This window comes from Cytobacillus sp. ABV4_503, assembly GCF_056158445.1.
The window spans coordinates 513,284-533,963 of sequence record NZ_JBSWTH010000001.1 but is presented as its reverse complement, the minus strand read 5'-3'; the positions used below and the strand labels follow the sequence as shown (position 1 = coordinate 533,963).

The 20,680-nt window shown below is 41.7% G+C and carries 22 protein-coding genes and 2 pseudogenes; 6 read left to right on the top strand and 18 right to left on the bottom strand.

All coding sequences use genetic code 11. The annotated features are described in order from the left end of the window. Positions 1-22: 22 nt before the first annotated feature. Together ACXAD1_RS02770 and ACXAD1_RS02765 are read right to left on the bottom strand one after the other, a co-directional pair. Complete coding sequence (locus ACXAD1_RS02770) at positions 23-223, bottom strand: cold-shock protein (RefSeq protein ID WP_009335135.1); 201 nt, start codon at positions 221-223, stop codon at positions 23-25. A gap of 223 nt (positions 224-446) precedes the next feature. Beyond that, positions 447-599 (bottom strand): hypothetical protein, encoded by a 153-nt coding sequence (locus ACXAD1_RS02765; protein WP_206841178.1) that lies wholly within the window; start codon positions 597-599, stop codon positions 447-449. Positions 600-825: 226 nt separating this feature from the next. On the opposite strand from ACXAD1_RS02765, the gene ACXAD1_RS02760 reads away from it, so the two are divergent. Beyond that, a complete protein-coding gene (locus tag ACXAD1_RS02760; protein ID WP_474909405.1) occupies positions 826-1,326 on the top strand; it encodes an MEDS domain-containing protein in 501 nt (166 codons plus the stop codon). Between the two features lie 115 nt (positions 1,327-1,441). Here the strand turns inward: ACXAD1_RS02760 and ACXAD1_RS02755 are convergent, their stop codons facing one another. The 3 genes and pseudogenes from ACXAD1_RS02755 to ACXAD1_RS02745 all read right to left on the bottom strand — a co-directional run bounded on the left by ACXAD1_RS02755 (position 1,442) and on the right by ACXAD1_RS02745 (position 4,566). Beyond that, positions 1,442-1,858: a GtrA family protein gene (locus tag ACXAD1_RS02755; protein ID WP_474909404.1), complete on the bottom strand. Its 417-nt coding sequence runs from the start codon at positions 1,856-1,858 to the stop codon at positions 1,442-1,444. Beyond that, positions 1,833-2,871 (bottom strand): annotated as a pseudogene (locus ACXAD1_RS02750) (glycosyltransferase family 2 protein). The gene ACXAD1_RS02755 and the pseudogene ACXAD1_RS02750 overlap by 26 nt, the downstream one beginning before the upstream one ends. A 15-nt stretch (positions 2,872-2,886) precedes the next feature. Further along, the gene (locus tag ACXAD1_RS02745; RefSeq protein ID WP_370224298.1) at positions 2,887-4,566 is read right to left on the bottom strand and encodes a DUF6044 family protein; all 1,680 of its coding nucleotides are present in this window, start codon (positions 4,564-4,566) and stop codon (positions 2,887-2,889) included. A 156-nt stretch (positions 4,567-4,722) separates the two neighbouring features. Between ACXAD1_RS02745 and galU the strand changes: the two are divergent. Further along, a pseudogene (gene galU, locus ACXAD1_RS02740) lies at positions 4,723-5,582 on the top strand (UTP--glucose-1-phosphate uridylyltransferase GalU). Here galU and galE read toward each other — a convergent pair. The 6 genes from galE to ACXAD1_RS02710 all read right to left on the bottom strand — a co-directional run bounded on the left by galE (position 5,577) and on the right by ACXAD1_RS02710 (position 11,757). Beyond that, positions 5,577-6,569 (bottom strand): UDP-glucose 4-epimerase GalE, encoded by a 993-nt coding sequence (gene galE, locus ACXAD1_RS02735; protein ID WP_474909403.1) that lies wholly within the window; start codon positions 6,567-6,569, stop codon positions 5,577-5,579. The pseudogene galU and the gene galE sit on opposite strands and share 6 nt — an antisense overlap. Before the next feature lie 251 nt (positions 6,570-6,820). Beyond that, positions 6,821-8,683, bottom strand: a complete 1,863-nt coding sequence (locus ACXAD1_RS02730) for an ABC transporter permease (RefSeq protein WP_474909402.1) — start codon at positions 8,681-8,683, stop codon at positions 6,821-6,823. After that, on the bottom strand, positions 8,658-9,422 hold the full coding sequence (locus tag ACXAD1_RS02725; protein ID WP_474909401.1) for an ABC transporter ATP-binding protein: 765 nt from the start codon (positions 9,420-9,422) through the stop codon (positions 8,658-8,660). Before ACXAD1_RS02725 ends, ACXAD1_RS02730 begins: the two co-directional genes overlap by 26 nt. Before the next feature lie 87 nt (positions 9,423-9,509). Further along, entirely contained in the window at positions 9,510-10,511 is a 1,002-nt protein-coding gene (locus ACXAD1_RS02720; RefSeq protein ID WP_474909400.1) for a sensor histidine kinase, read from the bottom strand. A 14-nt stretch (positions 10,512-10,525) separates the two neighbouring features. Next, positions 10,526-11,215, bottom strand: coding sequence for a response regulator transcription factor (locus tag ACXAD1_RS02715; RefSeq protein ID WP_474909399.1), 690 nt, complete (start codon positions 11,213-11,215; stop codon positions 10,526-10,528). 74 nt (positions 11,216-11,289) lie between these two features. Continuing rightward, on the bottom strand, positions 11,290-11,757 hold the full coding sequence (locus ACXAD1_RS02710; RefSeq protein ID WP_474909398.1) for a hypothetical protein: 468 nt from the start codon (positions 11,755-11,757) through the stop codon (positions 11,290-11,292). A gap of 181 nt (positions 11,758-11,938) precedes the next feature. Between ACXAD1_RS02710 and ACXAD1_RS02705 the strand changes: the two genes are divergently transcribed. The 4 genes from ACXAD1_RS02705 (at position 11,939) to ACXAD1_RS02690 (ending at position 15,607) form a co-directional block, all read left to right on the top strand. Next, a complete protein-coding gene (locus ACXAD1_RS02705) occupies positions 11,939-12,097 on the top strand; it encodes a Spo0E family sporulation regulatory protein-aspartic acid phosphatase (RefSeq protein WP_206841132.1) in 159 nt (52 codons plus the stop codon). Positions 12,098-12,220: 123 nt separating this feature from the next. Further along, positions 12,221-12,673, top strand: a complete 453-nt coding sequence (locus tag ACXAD1_RS02700) for a hypothetical protein (RefSeq protein WP_474909397.1) — start codon at positions 12,221-12,223, stop codon at positions 12,671-12,673. Between the two features lie 235 nt (positions 12,674-12,908). Next, complete coding sequence (locus ACXAD1_RS02695) at positions 12,909-13,655, top strand: ABC transporter ATP-binding protein (RefSeq protein ID WP_474909396.1); 747 nt, start codon at positions 12,909-12,911, stop codon at positions 13,653-13,655. Then, entirely contained in the window at positions 13,652-15,607 is a 1,956-nt protein-coding gene (locus tag ACXAD1_RS02690; protein WP_474909395.1) for an FtsX-like permease family protein, read from the top strand. The genes ACXAD1_RS02695 and ACXAD1_RS02690 overlap by 4 nt, the downstream gene beginning before the upstream one ends. 6 nt (positions 15,608-15,613) lie before the next feature. On the opposite strand, the gene ACXAD1_RS02685 is transcribed toward ACXAD1_RS02690, so the two are convergent. The 7 genes from ACXAD1_RS02685 to ACXAD1_RS02655 form a co-directional block, all read right to left on the bottom strand. Beyond that, on the bottom strand, positions 15,614-16,609 hold the full coding sequence (locus ACXAD1_RS02685) for a sensor histidine kinase (protein ID WP_206841124.1): 996 nt from the start codon (positions 16,607-16,609) through the stop codon (positions 15,614-15,616). Beyond that, on the bottom strand, positions 16,606-17,280 hold the full coding sequence (locus ACXAD1_RS02680) for a response regulator transcription factor (protein ID WP_474909394.1): 675 nt from the start codon (positions 17,278-17,280) through the stop codon (positions 16,606-16,608). The genes ACXAD1_RS02685 and ACXAD1_RS02680 overlap by 4 nt, the downstream gene beginning before the upstream one ends. Before the next feature lie 121 nt (positions 17,281-17,401). After that, on the bottom strand, positions 17,402-17,920 hold the full coding sequence (locus tag ACXAD1_RS02675; RefSeq protein WP_474909393.1) for a hypothetical protein: 519 nt from the start codon (positions 17,918-17,920) through the stop codon (positions 17,402-17,404). Further along, positions 17,850-18,278 (bottom strand): hypothetical protein, encoded by a 429-nt coding sequence (locus ACXAD1_RS02670; RefSeq protein ID WP_474909392.1) that lies wholly within the window; start codon positions 18,276-18,278, stop codon positions 17,850-17,852. The genes ACXAD1_RS02675 and ACXAD1_RS02670 overlap by 71 nt, the downstream gene beginning before the upstream one ends. 106 nt (positions 18,279-18,384) lie before the next feature. Beyond that, positions 18,385-18,870 carry a nitroreductase family protein gene (locus ACXAD1_RS02665; protein ID WP_370224247.1) on the bottom strand — a complete coding sequence of 162 codons (486 nt, stop codon included), beginning with the start codon at positions 18,868-18,870 and terminating at the stop codon, positions 18,385-18,387. 51 nt (positions 18,871-18,921) lie between these two features. Further along, entirely contained in the window at positions 18,922-20,175 is a 1,254-nt protein-coding gene (locus ACXAD1_RS02660) for a multidrug effflux MFS transporter (RefSeq protein WP_474909391.1), read from the bottom strand. Between the two features lie 39 nt (positions 20,176-20,214). Then, positions 20,215-20,604: a hypothetical protein gene (locus tag ACXAD1_RS02655; protein WP_474909390.1), complete on the bottom strand. Its 390-nt coding sequence runs from the start codon at positions 20,602-20,604 to the stop codon at positions 20,215-20,217. Positions 20,605-20,680 lie beyond the last annotated feature (76 nt).

Below are 20,680 nucleotides of genomic sequence, written 5' to 3'. Positions count from 1 at the left end.
TGCCCTGAGTTTGGTTATATAATTAAGCTTTTCGCACGTTAGCTGCTTGAGCTCCACGCTGACCTTGCTCAACATCGAAAGTCACTTCTTGACCTTCTTCTAAAGATTTATAACCTTCGCCTTGGATAGCTGAGAAATGAACGAATACGTCTTCTCCACCTTCGCGTTCGATGAATCCGAAGCCTTTTTCACTGTTAAACCATTTTACTTTACCATTTTCCATTTTTGTTGCCTCCTTGTGCGTATCAACACACATTGTGTTACTATCCTTGCTCTCAGTGATCATCAAGACGTAAAGTTTTACTCAAACTATCCTTTACACCGAACAAAAATAATTCTTATTCAGATTAACACTTTTCAGAATTATATGCAAGAAAACACACAATAGAAAACATCGTATCTCCATTCGAGCGTACTCACACTTCAAATATTAAACAAAAAAACTGCTATTTCATAGCAGTCATAGATAGAGCCTTAAGAAGTAAAAGAATATCCTGATGAATGCTGTTGCATACTTGATCATCGCTGCAGTTCTCAAAATCAGCCTGCAAACGTCCAAGTTCTCTAATAAATAGTAAGTTTTCTTCCTTACTAAGCATAGTGTATTCGCTCCTTTTTACATAGGAAATGCACTATGTCGTTTCAGGGTAACACTATTGCATTTTATTTACAATCAATCAACAAGGGTTTCGAAAGACGAATTTCTCCTTTCCCTGATGAACCCTTTTCAAGATCAAAGTATGATAAACTGAATTAGCAGGCATAAAATGTCAGAATTCTGCGGGGTGCAAATTTGAAAGGATACATCTAAAAGAAGTTCATGCTATGCAAGACCTTACTAAGGGACATGTATTATATTTCTTCAAGAACCAGGACCAATATATTTCAAATGTTATTGAATTTGTTCTTTCCGGATTAGAACGAAATGAATACTCCATCATTATAGAAAATGACCGAATGACTCCACTGATTAAGGAAAGCCTCACAATGAAGTTGAATAAGAGCTGCCTGAAAAAAGTAAAGTTCATCAATAATTATGACTTCTATTATGCCAAGGGGGACTTTAGAGTTAATTCTATTTTCGATTACCTCCCAAACTTAATTGAAGGTTATTCAGAACAGGATTTAACTGTCCGGAGCTGGGCTCATGTCGAATGGCGTGACGAACTGGAAGTCAGCAAAAAATTATCGGCATCTGAAAAAGAAGCTGATCTAATTGTTGCCAAAACAAAACTTCTGTCTGTTTGTGCCTACGATTCAGACAGGGTTAGTCAAGAATTAAAAGAAAGTCTTCTATTTTGCCATAATTTTTTTGTAAATGAATGAACAGAAAAATACAGACAGGATTTACTGTAAATAAAATTAGTCTCACCTTTAATACGTGAGACTAATTTGGCTCCCCCGTAACATTCCCAAACCTGCTATGTTGGCAATAGTTTCACTATTTAGTAAAAACGAGGTATTTTTGCCCAATATAGTTAGTTGATGTGTAAATGCCCGCTCCCAAAAGAACCGCAAGCTCTTCAGGCGAAACATCATGCCCGAGCAGGGTAAAAGTCTGGATAAACTCTGTAGCCATGCCGCTTATGGAATAAGAAAGAATATAGCACAAAAACAGAATGAAAATGAAGCGCACCGCACTGCTTTGAATGCGGGCCCTGCTCCTAAAGGTGAACGATCTGTTGAGGAAATAGCTGACCGCTGCCCCCGCACTGTTTCCCAGAAATGTTGCAGTCCAATACGACATCCCCGCCAAATCCAGCAGCATAAATATCATAGATAGCCCGACAATTGTATTCAATGTTCCCACAAGCAAAAATCGAATAAAGGTATCAGTTCGTTTCAGATAATGTTCCAAAATGAATGTCCGCGAACTCATCATCATGGTCTCCGTCCGTAATTAAATGGCGGGAAATCGGTAAATTAAACGCATCTACTTCAATCGAAAATTTAGGTCTGCGTTTTGTCTCTTTATAGATTTTCCCGATATATTCCCCCACCAGGCCAATAGCTGTCAGCTGAAGCCCCCCAAGCATCCAGATCGAGGCGATTAATGATGTCCAGCCGGTTTCCGTTTCGCCAAAATAGCGCAATCCTAGGAAGTAGAGGCCAAATAGAAAGCTGATAAAAAAAGAACCGATCCCCAATGCCAATACCATCCGGATCGGCGTCACGGAAAAAGAAGTAATGCCCTCAAAGGAAAGGGCCAGCATTTTTTTCAGAGGATACTTCGTTTCTCCGGCAAGCCTCTCTTTGCGGTCATAGTAAACATGGGCCGTTTTATAGCCCAGCAAGGGCACAATTCCGCGTAAAAAAAGATTGGTTTCCTCATAGCGCTCGCAGCTCTTCCAGGGCACGCTTGCTCATCAGGCGGAAATCAGCATGATTATAGACAAGATCTACGCCCATTTTCTTCATTAGTTTATAAAATCCCTGTGCCGTGCTTCTTTTGAAAAACGTATCACTGTCCCTTTTTTTCCTTACTCCATAGACAATGTCATATCCTTCACGGAATTTCAGGATAAACTCCCGGATCACGGCAATATCATCCTGAAGATCGGCATCAATGGAAACCGTGCAATCCGATATTTTTCCTGCGGCTGTTAATCCCGCAAGCAGGGCATTCTGATGTCCTGCATTTCTGGCAAGCTTCAGCCCCCGTACTTTTGGGTTATTCAGGCTCTGCTTATAAATGATCTGCCAGGTCCTGTCCCTGCTGCCATCATCCACAAACAATATTTTGCTTTTATCAGCAACAAGATCCTCATTCAGTAATTCTTCAAGCAGCCCATTCAGCTGATCAATGGTATCCTGCAGTACCTCCTCTTCGTTATAGCAAGGAACTACGATGGTGAGTACCGGGTTGGTCATTCTAATTCCCCCTGCTTATATGGCTTTATAAAGGTAGATTTTCCACACAGAGCTTTTTGATTCAAAAACCTTCTCCAGCCTAAGCTGATTATCTTCAGCATTGTCGATCGGGACGGATGAAAAAAGATAAGAACCGCCCATGGCCTTAAAGGCTTCTGTATTCAACTCAAGATTCTTCAGCCTTTTTTTCGTCCGCTTTTTAAACATATAATGCTTTCCAAGCTCGTCCGTAAAGAGATAGCACCTTCCGCCCCATTCATCAAAATAAATCCGGATACCTTTGTTTTTTTCCAGTTCTTTCTCAATGATTTTCCGAAATTGATATTTGTATGTTAAGGGGTAAAAATTATTATACGTATCCAGCGTGTAGAAGCCATTATACTGGGCAATGGCAGGATGAAGGCCAATGCTTGCAACACGGTATTCCTCCTGCGGTTGCCCAATATATTCTTTAACATCCAAGAACTGCTCTTCAGCATAAAATTGCTTGATCGTTGGCTTATCCTGAAAAAGGATTTCCTCGTTAAAAAATGAAACGGTAATCACCTGCCCCAGCACAAAAACCGGAACCAGCCGCCTCCAGAACGGTCCATGGGACCAAATGATTTTCAAGGAGAGCGCGAAAAGCACATAGATAACCAGAGGCCTTAAAAAATGATACCTGGCAAAATTGAATGTATCCAGAACATGGTAACGCTCTGTAAGCGGCATCCAGCCTTTGTAAAACCAGAAGGCATACCATGCTGATAGGGCAAAGTTAAGCAAGAAAAGAAATAAAAACACCTTTTCCTTCTTCCAATTTTTCTGCCTTATCGTCATAAATAGCGCCACGAACATCAGCGGAAGAATGACCAGAGTATGCATCGAGGCAACATGGTGGTGCCCTAGAGCAAAGTTTTTTAATGTCAGCCTCACGCAATGCCAGAAGGTTAATCTCGCATGAAAATATTCATCCCGGCTGTTCGGCTCATCGTCAAACAAAAAGGAAAAAACAAGCCTGTATTCCACGATAAAAAAGATTCCAGTCATATAGGCAATGGACAGTATAAATGGCCAATTCCATGCTCTTTTTCTGATTACATCTGTCAGCCAAAATATCCCCATGGCGCTCAGGAAAAAGAAAAATCCAAGAACGATGCTCGAGTATAATGGCAATAGAGTTAGGACCAGGATATTTTTCCAGGATCTTTCCCCTTGCCTGATATTTAAAAACGCCCAGAGCGCAAGCGGCATCCCAAGCGTGCTCAGCATACCGGAAGGCCAAAATGGCGTGAAAGCAAAAGCTAGAGCTGTCCCAATCGTAATGGGTCCCCACTTCTCTTCTTTAAGGAAGTGCTTTTTCAAAAGCAAATACATGCCGATAAAGGCAAATACCCTTGTAATCGTCTGGCTGAGTGCATAGGCAATCATCGTCGGGAAGAGGGCATACAGCCACACAATTAAAGTAAATTCAGAGCCAAATGCATTTCTGGACAGATTTCCATTTATAATCTGCGGAATAACAGCATCTATTGAACCTGTCAGCTGCCCGCTTTCAGCCAGGACTTTATACCAGGCCAGATTGGAATCCAGATTATCATGAACGCGGATATGCGCGTTTTCACCTAATATATACAAAGGGGATACAAACAGGACCAAAGCAATAATGGCGAGAATAAGGAGATTTTTCTCGGCTGTGTTTTTTTTCAAAAGCAATCTCTACACCTCTAGGTTCAAGATTATTTACAGGCTTAGGGTTCACGAACACGTCCAAAATATTCCCGAACAGCCAAATTCACACCATAAAGGGATAATACAACCTGCCCGCTCATAAAAATAGGTGACAGCATTTCTAAATAAAGGGGGAATTAAATGATTAAAAAAGCGGTCATTCCCGCTGCAGGCCTTGGAACCCGGTTTCTGCCGGCCACAAAGGCACAGCCAAAGGAAATGCTCCCCATTGTCGACAAGCCCGCCATTCAATACATTGTCGAGGAAGCCATTGCTTCCGGGATTGAAGATATCATCATCATAACCGGGAGAAACAAACGGGCTATTGAAGATCACTTTGATAAATCGGTTGAAATGGAGCTGCTGCTGCAGAAAACCGGAAAGCTTGAAATGCTTGAGGAAGTTCGCGAAATAACCAATATGGCTGATATCCATTATGTCAGGCAAAAGGAGCCGCTCGGATTGGGGCACGCTATTTTATGCGCGAGAAAGTTCATTGGCAGGGAGCCGTTTGCCGTCCTCCTTGGCGATGATATAATTGATGGGGAGCCTCCTGCCATGCTGCAAATGATTGAGCAGTATAACCAAACAGGGGCAAGCATCCTCGGATGCAGTGAGGTTCCTTTGTCTGAAGTCAATAAATATGGAATTGTCGGCTATTCAGAACAGAGGGGCCCATTATACAAAGTGGATAGCCTCGTGGAAAAACCTCCTGCTGAAAAAGCCCCATCTGCATGCGATTATTGGCCGCTATATCTTAACACCGTCGATCTTTGACATGCTTGAGAACGGAAGCCCGGACAGCAAAGGCGAGCTCGCAGCTGACAGATGCCCTCCATGCTTTGCTTCGCCGGGAAAGAATTTATTCGTACCTGATCCGGGGAAGCCGTTATGATATTGGAGATAAATTTGGCTTTCTTAAAGCCTCGATTGATTATGCCCTGCAAAGACCTGAACTGAAGGAGAAATTTTCACAATACTTAAGGCAGATTCGATTATGATTTGCGATATCCGTCAGGATGGGACCTGTGCCAGCTCCAGGCATCCTCGATGATCTGGCGGATACTTGTTTTTTGTGGCTCCCATTTCAGCATTGACCTTGCTTTTTCTGATGAAGCAACCAGTTCTGCCGGGTCTCCAGACCGACGGGGAGCAATCGTCACTTTAAAATATCTGTTTGTTACCACAGCTGCGGTTTCAATTACTTCTTTTACAGAAATCCCTTTGCTGCCCCCCAGATTAAAGACAGTGCTATCCCCTCCCTCTTCCAGGTAACGGAGTGCCAGCAGATGGGCTTCAGCCAAATCTTCTACATGAATATAGTCCCTTATACAAGTACCATCCTTTGTTGGATAATCATCACCAAAAATGGAGACAGATTCTCTTTTTCCAAGTGCCGCCTGCAGGATAATCGGGATCAGGTGTGTCTCGTTCTGATGGTCTTCGCCAATCTCCCCTGATGCCTTTGCCCCTGCAGCATTAAAATAACGGAGCGACACGAACCTGGCTCCTGATGCCTGCGCCCACCAATGGAGCATCCGTTCAACGGCAAGCTTTGTCTCGCCATACGGGCTTTCAGGCTTGAGCGGCGCGTCTTCCCGTATAGGCTGGCTTTTCGCATCACCATATACTGCGGCGGTGGACGAAAACACAAGCTGTTTAACCTTATGTGCTTCTAAAGCTTTTAGGAGGCTATGAGAACCAAGTACATTATTATCATAGTAATTTAGAGGATTTTTCATCGATTCCCCTACCAGGGATGATGCCGCAAAATGAAAGACTGCCTCTATTCGCTCACTGGAAAGGACACTATTCAGAAAATCCTGCGATCTGATATCCCCCTCATAGAAGGCTGCCTTCGGATGGACCGCCTGCCTGTGGCCCGCAGCCAAATGATCAATTACCACTGTTTCATACCCTTTTCGAATGAGTAGATCTACAATATGTGAACCAATATAACCTGCTCCTCCTGTAACCAAGATTGCCATTCCATCACTCCTGCATAGGTTTATATTCTCTTTTCTATATGCAGCTTTGAGGGTGAGTATGATAAAACTGCGGAGTCCCTCATTCCCCGAATGAGTATCAGGTTCGGCTCTTCTGTTCGGATTTCTCCTTTTCCTGTCCGAAGTGGCTCCAAGTTCGGACTCCTCTGACCGGTTTTCCATTCCCCTTTCCCTTGTCATTTTCAATTAAAAAAGGGCCAGATTCAATCTGGCCCCCCACAATTCTTATAAAATTAAATCGACGCCTTAATCTGCTTCGTATAGAAAAAGCGCACTATAAAGAAGTAAACAACCTGGATGGCCAGGAAAACACTCAGAACAGCAACTGATTCCTTAAACAGGTTAAAGTAGAACAGGTTCGATAACGCTGTCAGGGCTACAGCACCATGGATAAGAGCGACGAGGATCGGCGCGAAAAACAGAATCATGGTCTGTCTGTTTAAAACCTTTTTCAGCTCTTTCTCGGTTAACCCCATCTTGGAAATCGATCTGAATTTTTGTTTATCTTCATCCAGGTCCATGTAGAGCCTGAAGTACAGGAAGCTGCCGGCTGATACGAAAAAGACAATCCCGATAAACAGACCGACAAATAAAATGGGCCCGTAGCCTTTCATAATCTCATATATTTCGTAGTCTACTGATGTAATTTCATATCTTGGCAGTTCCTTGTACAGCTTTTCAGAGGCAGCCATTACCCTTTCCTCTCCATCTGTTGCCTGCCAGGCGTAATAGCTTTCCTGAAACTCTGGTTCAGGAAGCTTTTGATAGTCTTCATCTGACACGATAAAATAGGAATCTGTTGCCGGCAGTGCTTTCGAATGAATGACTTCCTTTGGCTTCAAAACAGTGCCGGACTTCAGTGTAATCGTTTCATTCAGGAGTTCCTTCGTTTGCCCGAAGTTGGTCCCTTCAAACTCAACTGTCATTACTTGCCCGTCTTTTAAGTCAACCGGATCTTCATCAATGAGCTCGGCAAAGCGGTTAAAATCGGATTGACCCGCAATCAGAATGGAATCCCCGCCAACTTCAAAGTAGCGTAAAACAGTATGCTCCGAATCCGCTTCAATCTTTTCTTCCTTTAACGTTTGATTGATAAACTCAACACTCTTCATTTCATTTTCTTCAGAAGTTTTATAGGAAAACGTTGTGGAATTGACATTTTTTATGTTTGAGGTCAGCACGGTTTGAAAACCGAATAAAGAACCAATTGCACTGAACGCAACTGTTGAAACCATCGCCACCATGAAGAAGGTTCGTGCATTATCCTTCATGCGAAAGGCCAGATCTGAAAACAGCAGCATATTGGTCTTAAACCAAAAAACACGTTCATTTTTCTTTAATCTTCTAATAATATAAACACTTAATTGCGTAAATAACAGGTAGGTGCCAATGCAGACAACGATGATCACCGGCACCATTGCCGCTACAACGACTAACCCTTTTGCGATTAGTGCAGCAGCATACCCCGCACCTAATAATAGGACAGCCAGCATCGTTAAGAAAAGATTCGCTTTCGGCTCACCCTTTGACATTTTATTTCCCTTTATTAATTCAATCAGCTTTTTGCTGCGCAGAACATACGTCACAAATAAGGAGATAAAGAAAAATAAAATAATAAAAGAAATGAAAGTGATCAGGATGGCCTTCACTGGAAAATAAAAAGACAGTGCCCTTTCAATAATCAGCACATTTTCAGCCAGCAGCAAAATCGCCTTTGCAAATACAACACCGAGGAGGATTCCGCTTAGGGTTGCCAGAAAGCCAATCAGCATATTTTCCAAAAACACCATGAGACGAATCTGTTTCATGGACATGCCCTGGATCATTAATAACCCAAACTCTTTTTTCCGGGACTGCAGAAAAGAACTCATAGAATATAAAACAAAAAAGAACGAAAACACATAGATAATGCCTGCTGCTGCATTCATTCCCTTCGTTACAGTTGAGTTCATGCCATCCCCGCTTAATGCTGGATGATTCGCAAAAATCGAGAAGGTAAAGAAGACCATGACTGTAAATAAACTGCTGAGGAAGTAGGCTGCATATAAGCGTTTGTTCCGTATGACGTTATTAAACGCGAACTGACGAAAGGTCATGTGCATCCCCTCCAAGCAAAGAAAGTGTATCGATGATCTTCTGGAAAAAGGCCTGGCGGTTATCACCGCGGTGAATCTCCGAATAGAATTTTCCGTCGCGGATGAAAATGACCCTGTTGCAATAGCTCGCGGCCTGCGCATCATGTGTGACGAGCATCATGGTTGTCTTCTCAATCTTATTAATCGACTCAAGCATTTCCATTACATCTTTGGAAGACTTGGAATCCAAATTCCCTGTAGGTTCATCCGCCAGCAGCAGCTTCGGCGTATGAATCATCGCTCTAGCCACAGCGGCTCTTTGCGCCTGTCCGCCTGATATTTCATACGTCCGCTTTTTCATAATGCCTGTAATTCCCAGTTTTTCAGCGATTTCGTATGCCTTGTCTTTCATTTCCTTCACTTTTTTCCCGTCCAATGTTAGCGGCAGGACTATATTTTCTTCAACCGTCAAGGTATGAAGAAGGTTGAAGTCCTGGAAGACAAATCCTAATTCACGGCGGCGGAATTGGGCCAATGCCTCTTTTTTTAAGACATGGGGATTTCTTTCATTGATCAGGATTTCCCCTGTTGTCGGTTCATCAATGGTGGCAATCATGTTCAGCAGTGTCGTTTTTCCGCTTCCCGAAGGACCCATGATTCCGACGAACTCACCTTCATCAATAGTTAAGTTAATATCTGTTAACGCACGATAGGCGATCTTTCCTTCATAAATCTTGCTTACTTGCTTCACTTTTAGCATCACAAGTTCTCCTTTCACATTCAGTTGACTTGTGATCAGTATATCTTCTATACCCATTTCAAAAAATCGATTTCTCTTTCACTTACCTTACAAGGCTGTAAGGTTCTGTGTTTTTCCAAAGATCAGCCGGAAAAGAGACCCTTCCCCCATCTTGGATTCCAGCTCAATGCGATGGCCAAGATGATCGGCTGCCTCCTTCGTCAAGTACAGCCCCATACCTGTGGATTCTCTGAATTTCCGTCCATTTTCACCCGTATAAAAAGGTTCAAACACACGGCGCTTGTCTGCTTCCGGAATCCCGGCGCCAAAGTCCTTCACTTCTAAAACAGCTTCTCCGTTTTTTTCAAAAATGGAAATATCAATTCGATTGCTCTTCCCTCTGGAATACTTGACCGCATTATTGATCAGCTGAGAAAGCATAAAGAAAAGCCATTTCTCATCTGTCTCCACGATCATGTCCTGCTTCTCCTGCTGGAGATTTGGATACACCCCGTTCCGGATATAAAGCCGTTTGTTTTCTCCATTCACTTCATGAATGATTTGGGATAAGTGTACAGGTTTGATATGAAAATCCTGTTCGATCGTCCTGAGTCTCGCCATATAGAGGATGGTGTTCAAGCCCGTTTTCATCCGGTCCGTCTCTTCACGAATACTGGAGGAATCAGGTTCATCCAGGTTTTGCGCAATCAGTTCAATGACAGAAAGCGGGGTTTTCATCTGGTGGACCCATTGATCCATAAACTTCAGATGCTCCTCCTGCCTGGATTCCAGCTCTTTAATTCTCGTCTGGTAATGTCTGTACTGTTCCTTCAGCAGATGATCCAGCGCCTGTGAAATCGGTGAGTTCTCTGTTGTTTGAAAAGAATCGTCAAGGGAAGCAAGTTCCTCCGTCAGCCTCTTATAAAACTTGCGGCGGCTAAAATAGTGGTATGTCAGGTATGCCGTGAGAAAGAATAAGCCGAGAAAGATGCCATAAAGGGCTGGCAATAGATGACGATAGCCATCCAGCCAGTAAATGGCCAGAATCATAAAAAATTGAACGACCTGTACAGCGATTAGTAACGCATGCTCTTTAAGGAATAATTTCATGTTTCTCCAGCCTTTCACCAGGTAACGATCAAACGGTAGCCTGCGCCTCTCACTGTTTCGACCGCTCCTGAAAGCCCGATTGCCTCAAATTTTTTTCTTACCCTCGCCATATTCACATTCAGCGTATTTTCATCCACATAGACCTGTTCATCCCACAGCTTTTCTAGCAAGTCTTCACGACCGGCCACACGCGGGTGCCGCTCCAGTAAATTCTCAATAATATCAGCTTCTTTTTTGGACAGCGGAACGGTTTTATCACGGAAACACAATTCCAGCCTTTCCGGAAACAGCTTCAATCCCTCTGCCTCGAGAACTCGTTCCTGGGCCTGCGTGGCATATTCCCCGTAAGCCCGCCGAAGCTGGCTGCGGATTTTCGCCATCACAATTTCCGGATGGAACGGCTTGGTGATGAAATCATCGCCGCCATTCTCAAGCGCCATCACCTGGTCCATCTCCCCTACCCGTGCGGAAATGAAGATAACCGGACAAATCGACTCCTTGCGGATTTGCCTGCACCAGTAATAGCCATCAAAGCTCGGGAGATTAATATCCAGGAGCACAAGATCCGGTTTATGCTTATGAAATTCCCCCATCACATTATCGAACTGTTCCGCAGCCGCAGCTTCATAGCCATATTTCACTAAGTGTGACTGCAGGTGCTCCGCGATTTTCGGATCATCCTCAATAATGAATACTTTCTGCATCCTCTCACTCCTTTGTCTTAGAAAATTATGCCATAAGGAGAATAGGAAAAAAAGAGCTGCCTCAGCAGCCCTTTTTAGACACAAGCTTTCTTTTCTAATACACTAATCCATTTGTAATACCCAATAAGTATGGTTAATAGAATCGGATTAACAATGGCAGAATACCATATACTCCACCAGCCATAATGAAAAAAGCCGAATGGATGAGGCAGCATGGCAATAGCTTCATAGGTCAGCAGGAAGATTTCCCAAATAAGAAAGTAACTTACCTTTTTCATGAAAGATCCATTAAAAGGGTACCAATTGATAAACATCAAATTTATGGGCGGAATTAAGATTGTGTAAGCAGGAAGTGCTACCCAGTCTATTCCTTGAGTAAAGTACCAGTATCCTTTGTACTTTAGATCGATAAAAATATCAAAGAATAGTTGGAATGCAATAGTAAAAACCCAAATATGGACAATTTTATTGGCTGATATCCCTTTAATGGTCTTATATAATATCAAATTAAACACAGCAACTGAGGCAATTTGTAAGATCATTTTCCACTCCGGAAAGTTTTTAGATATTATTTGCATTGAGCGGTAATTCAATCCTCTCAAAACACTCCTCTGTTTATTAATTTTTTGTCATTTAGAGACTAGTTTTGTCGAAATGATTCAATGTTTTTCCTTAATTTGCAATAATAGTTCCTGGACTTTTATTATTTAAAGGAGTAAATAAATGTGTCATTTTTGCAGTGAACTTAGAAGGAAGATTCAACTTTTTAGAAAAACACTTATTGAAACTGGAATAAAGAAAGGTTTAGAGCATCCTGATACTATAAAAAACAGTCAGATATTGGATGAACTTATCTTTAGGTTCCAGTCCAAATGTAAATAGGATTCATTACAGTAAATGAACTACTTTTAATAGAAACTCACTTCTCCGCCAAATAAGCAGATAAATTTCAAAAAGAGGGCAAGATAGATAAGAAATAAATCTATAAAAACCCGGAGAATCTGAATGGTTTATATCTTTACAATAACAACGCTTGCTATCAACTCTATATTGATTTTCATTATTCCATTAAAATTAACCCGGCAGGAGCTTTATACAACCTGGCTGGCTGTCACTCTAAATGCGCTCCTTGCAGATTTGATTTTTGGGCATGTTTTAGACCTATACGACTTATTGGATCCAGGTCCCCAGCTTTTTGATTTATTTATTGAAATCACCCTGCCGGCAACATTCGGAATCCTATATGTTAACTTCATGCCTAAACCAAAGAAGAAATTTTTGCTTTACCTTTTGTTTTGGGTCGGTTTTTCTGTATGTTACGAAGTCCTATCCAGTTACTTTGGCTACGTAGTATATAAGGGCTGGCAAGTATGGTGGTCAGCCATCTATTATATTGGAGCCTGCCTTTATATGCGCTGGCATTTTAGTTTTATAAGGAAAGAAAGGTATCAGCATTAAATAGAAAAGGACAAGCCGAGAAGCAGTGCCTCAAAAAATGCACATACAACTAAGTCGAAAAACAAGCAGTCCATGTCAATGCGTCTGCTTGTTTTTTTCCCTTCAATAAGATCGTCTGCATTCGATCCTGCCGACTCTGCCTTCAACATGACAAAAGTGTCACTTTACATTCTGTTACATCGATGGCTGGCGGGAAAAATGGCCGGTATAGTAGGTAGAGAAGGAGGTCGAAATCATGACCAAGATGATACAAACAAAAAACCTATCGAAATCTTATGGAAAAACACAGGTCTTAAAAAATATTGATTTGACTGTTGAACGGGGGGAATTGACTGCCATTATGGGTCCCTCTGGCTCCGGAAAAACGACGTTAATGAATACTCTATCAACCATTGATGCCTTTAGCGGGGGGAATGTTTGGATAGAGGGAAATTCCCTTTTAGATATGAAAAAGAAAGACCTGCGGGAGTTCCGCCAAAAAAGAATGGGATTTATTTTTCAAGACTATAACTTACTGGATACCTTAACAGTGAAGGAGAATATCCTCCTCCCGCTTTCACTGCAAAAAACACCTGTTGCCGAAATGGAAAAGCGAATAGCAAAATTGATTGATGCCTTAAATATTGAATCAATTTTACATCAATATCCTTCTGAAATTTCCGGCGGTCAGAAACAGCGTACAGCTGCCGCACGGGCAATTATTACTAATCCCGCAATTGTATTTGCTGATGAACCAACGGGTGCACTCGATTCCCGATCTGCTACCCAGCTGCTGGAACAAATTCAATTGCTCAATGAAACATTCAAGACAACCGTTCTGATGATTACTCATGATCCGTATGCAGCCAGCTACTGTCACCGGGTAGTTTTTCTCCGTGATGGAAAAATCGTCAACGAAATGTTTAAAGGGGAGCAGACGGAAAAGGAATTCTTTGACCGCATCCTGACGATTCAAAGTGCTATAGGAAGTGGCCGGCGATGAACTTAGTGGATTTATCATGGAGGAACATGAAGCGGAACTTCCGTTTGTATTCCATTTATTTCATTTCCATGTTTGTCGGGGTTGTCATTTACTTTACCTTCTCTGGTCTAATGTTTAACAAAGATGTAGTCGAAGCCATTCAAAATAAAGAAAACTACAAAATGGTTATTTCCCTTGCTTCGGTGATCGTCTTCTTGTTTATTGTCTTCTTTATTTTGTACGCGAACTCCTTTTTCATGAAACAGCGAAAAAAAGAGTTCGGCATGTATTTACTTTACGGGATGAAAGAACGGCAAGTTGCCGCAATGGTCTTCTTTGAAACATTATTCTTGAGCGCCATTTCGGTTTCCAGCGGTATCTTAATCGGTGGATTGCTTTCGAAGTTTTTCGGTGCGGTATTAATGAACTTAATGCGCTACAATGAGAACATTTCTTTTGCTTTTCCATTGGAAGCGATTGTATCAACAGTTCTGTTATTTGCCTTATTAATCATCATTATTACAATTCAAAGTTATTTTAATGTCCGGCGTGTCCAGTTAGTGGAATTGTTTCATGCAAAGGAAAAAATGGATAAACCATTTACATTTTCTTTTGGCCTGGCGTTATTGTCCATTATATTGATTGCCGGGTCTTACTATATGATTACCATAGGAGATACGGACATCTGGAAAGACCATTTTAAAGAAACATTAACTGCTGTATCTGTGGCTCTGATTGCCGGAACGTATTTATTTTTCCGTCAGTTTTCCGGATGGATGCTGCAAAAACTGAGTCAAAGGAAAAATTATTTTATTGGCAGTAAAATGTTATGGATATCCTCTCTCCGTTTTTCCATTCGGGGAAATACCATCAATTTTACATTCAATTCACTGATTAGTGCAATTGTCATCTTTACAGTCGGATTTATTGCTGTAGATTACGCTGTGAAAGGTGAAGTTGTAAAAAAAGAATTCCCGAACCATATTGCCATTTCGACCCAGGATGCTGAAACTCAAAAACAAATTGAACAAATCATGAATGACTCTCATCCAATCATTGATCATGAGACCATTACGGGCATACAAACAGAAAAAATTCAAAATAGAAATGCATTTTTTAGCCATCCCGAATATTACACCGAGGAATTTTACCTTTTTCCGGAATCCCAATTAAATGCAATTGTTGATTTGCGAAAAATGGGTGAAAAAGCAGATCTAAAAGGTGAAGAAGCCATTGTATTAACAAGAGGAATTGATAAACCGGAAAAATTTAAAAGTTCTCAGCCTGAAATGACCGTTTTGGAAGACCATACATTTCGTGTAGTCGAAAAAATACGATACCCGCTGTTAAGTATCCCAACGAGCCCTGGCGGCAATACCAAGCCGCAGCCTTCAGTACTCATTATTTCAAACGAGGCTTTTGAGAACTTAAGAGAACATCACACCCTTTCTTCATTTGAAATTTATCAAATCGAAGATCCCAAAACATCAAATGATGTATCACGAGAAATATACGATCTCATTATGAAAACAGAAGATGCCTATTATTCTGCCTATATTGATATGTATTCTGTAGATACGGAGTCGTCTTCTTTAATCCTGTTCTCCGTTGCCTTTTTTGCCGTTATTGCATTGTTTGCTTTAGGGAGTGTCATTTACTTTAAACAGCTCCGCGAAGCTACAGAAGAACGGGAACACTACGCCATTCTGCGAAAAATCGGTGTGGACGACAAAGACATGAAAAAGATCATCCGAAAACAATTGCTGTTCGTATTTTTGCCGCCGCTCCTGCTGGGGCTGCTGCACAGCTGGTTCCTTTTATATTACACAGTCATCCTAATCATAAAAGATTTGCCTTCTTTAACGACGATTATTTTTTCAGTCATGGGATTATATGTGTTAACGTATCTAATCTTTTACGTTTCATCCGTATCTATTTACTACAAAATTGTCAGCGAAAAAAACACACGATGAGTTGCTTTACTCATCGTGTGTTTTTTTCATTATTAAAAACGGATCGCAATCAATCGGGAAGTGAACAATAAATTGGGTGTACTCTCTCACATTCGACGTACAGCTAATGTAATGCCCTAACTTATTGCTTAACTGCTGGGCTAAATATAAACCCATTCCGGTCGACTTCGAATACAATCGCCCCGTTTCTCCGGTAAAACCGCGATTAAATACTCTCGGAAGATCTTTCTGGCTGATGCCAATCCCATTATCCCGAATCAAAAGCTGTTTTTCCTGTGGAGTTTCTGATATGGAAATGGTAATCTCTCCGCCAGGTTCTGTATATTTCAAACTGTTTGTCAGAAGCTGATTGACGATGAACTGGAGCCATTTAGGATCACTTTGAACCTCCAGCTTATCTGCCTGTATGTGAATGCGGATGTTTTTTGAAATAAAGGTTTTTGAGTGGGACTTTACAATATCCTTAGAAATCTTGATAATATCACATTTCCGGATATCGTAATCCTGATTAAAGCTGTCTAGTTTAGCGTAATAGAGTGCTTGATCAACATAATTTTCAATTTTTGTGATTTCTTCTCTTAAACTGCCTGCGTCCATATCAGTTTGCTGCAGCAGGCGAAGAACGGCAATCGGTGTTTTGATTTCATGGAACCAGGAGACGATAAAGTCGTAATGATCCTTCTGCCTGTCCTGAATCCGATTCATTTCACGGATATGTTCACGCTTCAACTCATCTATGTGGGCTTTAGCGAATTCTCCTTCCAGAGACAGGCTGTCATATTCCGCCCTTTCCAATTGCCTAATCACACGCAGATTTTGCTGGTACCGATATACTAAAAACCCGATTAATACAATAGAAGATAGGGCGAAGGCATAAAGGAAAGTCCCCCATGCCAGGCTTCCATTGATATCAGTAAAAAAGATCGCTGCAGAGATCAGGAAACTGATCAGATAGAGGATTATATAAGGTTTTTCATAGGATAGAAAACTAAGGAAGTTCATTCAATTAAATACCCTAACCCTTTCCGAGTGATAATAAAGTCCTCTAGTCCAATTGCGGCAATTTTCCTGCGCATCCGATTCACATTCACGGTAAGTGTATTATCATCGATAAACTGCTCCTCATTCCACAGTGCCTGCATTAAGTCATCCCTCGAGACGATTTTCCCGATATTCCGCATCATCAATTGCAAAAGGATGAATTCATTCCTGCTAAGCTCATTGCTTTGCCCATTAAATTCAATCGTTGAATTGGTTACATTTAATTTCAGGCCGCGATGGATGAAACGGAGATTCTCCTCTTCCTGATAGGTGTACTTCCGGCGGATGAGCGCACTGATTTTCGCGAGAAGGATATCCAAATCAAAGGGCTTCTGGATAAAATCATCCCCGCCCATATTAATGGCCATTATTATATCCATATTCTGATTTCTGGAGGAAAGGAAAATGATCGGCACTTTTGAAACAGATCGAATTTGCTGGCACCAATAGTATCCATCAAAAACGGGAAGATTGATATCTAATAAAATGAGATGTGGACTTTTCTGCTCAAATTCCGTCAGCACCTCGTCAAATTGGGTTACCTCCACCACATCATATTGCCATTTTTTTAGCGTATCAACGACAATCCGTCTGATTTTTTCATCGTCTTCTATCATCATGATTCTATACATAAAAATCCCTCTTTACTGGAATAATGGTCACCGTTCATTCCGGCACAATTTCTTTAAGTCATTAGGATAGGTCAGTTACTATTATTCCACAAGCAGTATATTTGAAATGATCTTTTTTCCATTAGTGATTAAGCTCATCAATGGTCTTAAAAATTCTCGCATACACATCACGAATAGATTCATCAGTCAGTTCGTCATTATACAATCCATACCCCCAACTATGAAATGCATCATTTTTTTTCGATTTAAGAACTCCCACAGCATAGCTTTTACCAGCTTCCCACTTCCACGAATCATTATATTCTGTGTCTTTAACAGTAAACGGGATATGACTGCTGGCTGATATAAAAAAGAATGGAATGGGTGAATCTGAATAGGTATCTGCATAGTTGGCTTCAGCAGCTTTAGGAAGATTTTTCTCCGACATTATTACTGCATCATAAGAGCTCAATTCCTCATTTGTAAGTTCATCAAAAGAAATTTCATTAAACTTCACTTGTTCTGCATTCACTTCTGGCGGTTCTCCAATTATCGCAATCCTTAATGTCCTTCCCTCATACGGCTCGAAGTCAGGGTTCTGAGTACAAGCTGATAGTAAAATGGTCAGAGTTAGCAATATATAAGAAATCTCTCTTGTCATACTCATCACCTTTGCCTAAATTAATATAAAGAATTACTCCTATTATCCCAACAATCATTAGCGCGAGGCCCTTTTTAGCATTTCTTTGCTTGAAAGCAGCCATACATCCTGTAAGTATGCCGATGGTCACTAAGCCGGCGCCTATATGCTGAATGATATTGATTTCTGAAATACTGCCGGTAATAAACACTTGAAAACCGATGCAGCCGCCTCCAAAAATAAGGAGAAATAAAGGGTTCTTCAACTCTTCTTTAGCATCCTGCTGTTCCTTTTTGTCCATTCTTTTATAAGTTTTTATAAAAAGGAAAATCGGAATCGCCCATATTAAAATGATTAAAATAACCTGTAAGAAAATCATATGAACCCCTCTGGTAAGATATAAATCTATTACTTCAAAATCATACCATATTCTAACAAAAACAAAAAAGAGCGCCATCCATTGGATAGGCGCCCTATAAAAATAATTATGATAAATGCTTTATTTTCCTTTCAACCGGTGTACGCTCCTTCGCTTCAGGTACCTCCTCAGGAAAGCCTACTCCAAAAATACCAACTACATCGCAATCATCCGGGACATTTAAAGCAGTTCTTGCTGCAGCTGAAACCCCCAGGGAAGACCAGAATGTCCCCACTCCTGATGCCCACGCCATCAGCATAAAGTTCTGGATAAAACAGGATACTGCAGCCATGTTCTCATTTCGTTCCAGATCGGTTGCTCCATGCTTGGATAGAATGGCCAGCACGACCGGTGCCTGGCAAAAATCGGTCTTGTGATTCAGCTTAGCCCTTGTTTCAGGACCAACAAATAATACTTCCCATGGCTCCGTCATTTTATGGTTGGGTGCCATGGTCGCAGCCTCCAGCCAGGAGGTGATTAAACTATGCTCCACTTTATCAGATTTAAATTTTTTTATGTTGCGGCGAGTCGTGATTACTTTCTGTATATCCATTGTTAATTTCCCCTTTCATTTATCATTCATTTTACTGGATTAATAGGTTATTTACATCACAGCCTTCTCATTATCAATGGATTTCCCACTGGGCCGGGCTGCCAGGAACATATATGACAGAACAGCCCCGGCACTTGCACATGCTATGACAATCCCCATCGATTTCGCCGGGCTGTCTCCTAAGCCGACAAGAGGAGCCACACATCCCCCAAAGATTAAGGATAGTACCCCCAGTAATGCGGAGGCACTCCCTGCCGACTTGCCCTGATTTTGCATGGCAAGCGAGAAGCCTGAAGTACCTACCACCCCAATACTTGAAACAACAAAGAATAACGGCGGCAAAATAGCGTACAAGCCAGCATCTAAAAGAAGCATGATTAATAGAGCAATAGCTCCAATGAAAGAGATGCATATGCCAGCCGTAAAAAGCTTCCTTTCACTGATCCGCCCCGCCAGTCTTCCCGTGATTTGACTGGAAATGATGATTCCAAGACCGTTTATGGCAAAGATCAGGCTGAACATCTGCGGGCTGGCCCCATAAATGTTCTGAAGGACGAAGGGCGAGCCGGATATATACGCAAACATGGCAGCAAACACCAGGCCTTGCGACAATGCATACCCTATGAAACTTCTATCCAATAAGAGCTGTTGAAAGGTCGTTAATGTGTTTTTTACGCCGCCCTGTGAACGGGAATCATCTGGAAGCGTTTCTGGCAGACCAAATAGTACGACAAGAAACATCACCAAGCCAATTACGCTCAAAACGATAAACACTCCCTGCCAGGGAGCAATCCGCAATAACTGGCCGCCAATTATAGGAGCAAGAATGGGGGCCACACCATTCACTAAAGCCAGCAGAGAGAAAAATTTGGTCAGCTCGGTGCCTGAGTATAGATCCCTGACAATTGCTCGGGAGATGACAATCCCTGCTGCCCCGGCCAGACCCTGAATAAACCTCAGCACAATCAAGCCCCAGATGGACTGGCTAAAGGTGCACAAGAGAGAAACGGCAAAATAAATCAGTAATCCTAAAAGAAGGGGCTTCCGGCGTCCGCGTACATCACTGAGCGGCCCTGCAAGCAGCTGGCCTAAAGAAAGGCCAAGCAGGAAAAAGGTCAAACTTAGCTGTACAAGGGACGGCTTGGTATGCAAATCAATAGCGATATCAGGCAGAGCCGGCAAATACATGTCGATGGATAGAGGAGCAAACGCAGCCAAAGTACCAAGTACGATCGCCATCCATAATCGCCTGGACTTTGAAGGTGCACCCTGTGCATTACTTATATTTTCTAAAGAATCATTCATTGATTTTCCTGCCTTTTCCTATGAATTTGGACTTTGAGCTCAGAGATTATTGATAAGAATCCGGATGGCTTCTGAAACATCCACCTTTTTTTCCTGGCAGAAATGATTCAGCTTTTTAAACATCTCTTCATCCAGCCTGACATGGATGGAATGCTTAAGTTTTTGGCCTTCAGGCTTCTTGGGACGTCCCCTTCCGATTTTCCGCTGTCCTGTCTCATCTCTCCAAACGGCTATGGTCACATACCCGTCTTTTTCCAGCCATCTCTGAAGATCATTTTCCTTCCAAATGCGTGCCGCATCATTCTCATGTTTTTTTAGATATTCTGTAAGATCCTCACCTTCAAGACCTTTCTTTTGCGCTTTATGGATCATCTTATTTCTAAGAAACTCTTCATATTGTTCGAGTGAAGTAAAGGTTTGCTCTTTCATAAACCCTCCGGATTATTTTTTGTTCTACAAAAAATAATAAAGAAGTTTATTTCACAATGCAATCTTTTTTGTTCTA

What these genes read in the sequence shown, in the direction of transcription:
- ACXAD1_RS02710 (WP_474909398.1), bottom strand. Translation starts at nt 11,757, where the DNA reads ATGATCTTACAAATTGCCTCAGTTGCTGTGTTTAATTTGATATTATAT.
- ACXAD1_RS02725 (WP_474909401.1), bottom strand. Translation starts at nt 9,422, where the DNA reads ATGCTAAAAGTGAAGCAAGTAAGCAAGATTTATGAAGGAAAGATCGCC.
- galE (WP_474909403.1), bottom strand. Translation starts at nt 6,569, where the DNA reads ATGGCAATCTTGGTTACAGGAGGAGCAGGTTATATTGGTTCACATATT.
- ACXAD1_RS02715 (WP_474909399.1), bottom strand. Translation starts at nt 11,215, where the DNA reads ATGCAGAAAGTATTCATTATTGAGGATGATCCGAAAATCGCGGAGCAC.
- ACXAD1_RS02705 (WP_206841132.1), top strand. Translation starts at nt 11,939, where the DNA reads ATGTGTCATTTTTGCAGTGAACTTAGAAGGAAGATTCAACTTTTTAGA.
- ACXAD1_RS02660 (WP_474909391.1), bottom strand. Translation starts at nt 20,175, where the DNA reads ATGAATGATTCTTTAGAAAATATAAGTAATGCACAGGGTGCACCTTCA.
- ACXAD1_RS02730 (WP_474909402.1), bottom strand. Translation starts at nt 8,683, where the DNA reads ATGACCTTTCGTCAGTTCGCGTTTAATAACGTCATACGGAACAAACGC.
- ACXAD1_RS02695 (WP_474909396.1), top strand. Translation starts at nt 12,909, where the DNA reads ATGACCAAGATGATACAAACAAAAAACCTATCGAAATCTTATGGAAAA.
- ACXAD1_RS02720 (WP_474909400.1), bottom strand. Translation starts at nt 10,511, where the DNA reads ATGAAATTATTCCTTAAAGAGCATGCGTTACTAATCGCTGTACAGGTC.
- ACXAD1_RS02655 (WP_474909390.1), bottom strand. Translation starts at nt 20,604, where the DNA reads ATGAAAGAGCAAACCTTTACTTCACTCGAACAATATGAAGAGTTTCTT.
- ACXAD1_RS02680 (WP_474909394.1), bottom strand. Translation starts at nt 17,280, where the DNA reads ATGTATAGAATCATGATGATAGAAGACGATGAAAAAATCAGACGGATT.
- ACXAD1_RS02700 (WP_474909397.1), top strand. Translation starts at nt 12,221, where the DNA reads ATGGTTTATATCTTTACAATAACAACGCTTGCTATCAACTCTATATTG.
- ACXAD1_RS02685 (WP_206841124.1), bottom strand. Translation starts at nt 16,609, where the DNA reads ATGAACTTCCTTAGTTTTCTATCCTATGAAAAACCTTATATAATCCTC.
- ACXAD1_RS02690 (WP_474909395.1), top strand. Translation starts at nt 13,652, where the DNA reads ATGAACTTAGTGGATTTATCATGGAGGAACATGAAGCGGAACTTCCGT.
- ACXAD1_RS02675 (WP_474909393.1), bottom strand. Translation starts at nt 17,920, where the DNA reads ATGACAAGAGAGATTTCTTATATATTGCTAACTCTGACCATTTTACTA.
- ACXAD1_RS02670 (WP_474909392.1), bottom strand. Translation starts at nt 18,278, where the DNA reads ATGATTTTCTTACAGGTTATTTTAATCATTTTAATATGGGCGATTCCG.
- ACXAD1_RS02770 (WP_009335135.1), bottom strand. Translation starts at nt 223, where the DNA reads ATGGAAAATGGTAAAGTAAAATGGTTTAACAGTGAAAAAGGCTTCGGA.
- ACXAD1_RS02765 (WP_206841178.1), bottom strand. Translation starts at nt 599, where the DNA reads ATGCTTAGTAAGGAAGAAAACTTACTATTTATTAGAGAACTTGGACGT.
- ACXAD1_RS02760 (WP_474909405.1), top strand. Translation starts at nt 826, where the DNA reads ATGCAAGACCTTACTAAGGGACATGTATTATATTTCTTCAAGAACCAG.
- ACXAD1_RS02665 (WP_370224247.1), bottom strand. Translation starts at nt 18,870, where the DNA reads ATGGATATACAGAAAGTAATCACGACTCGCCGCAACATAAAAAAATTT.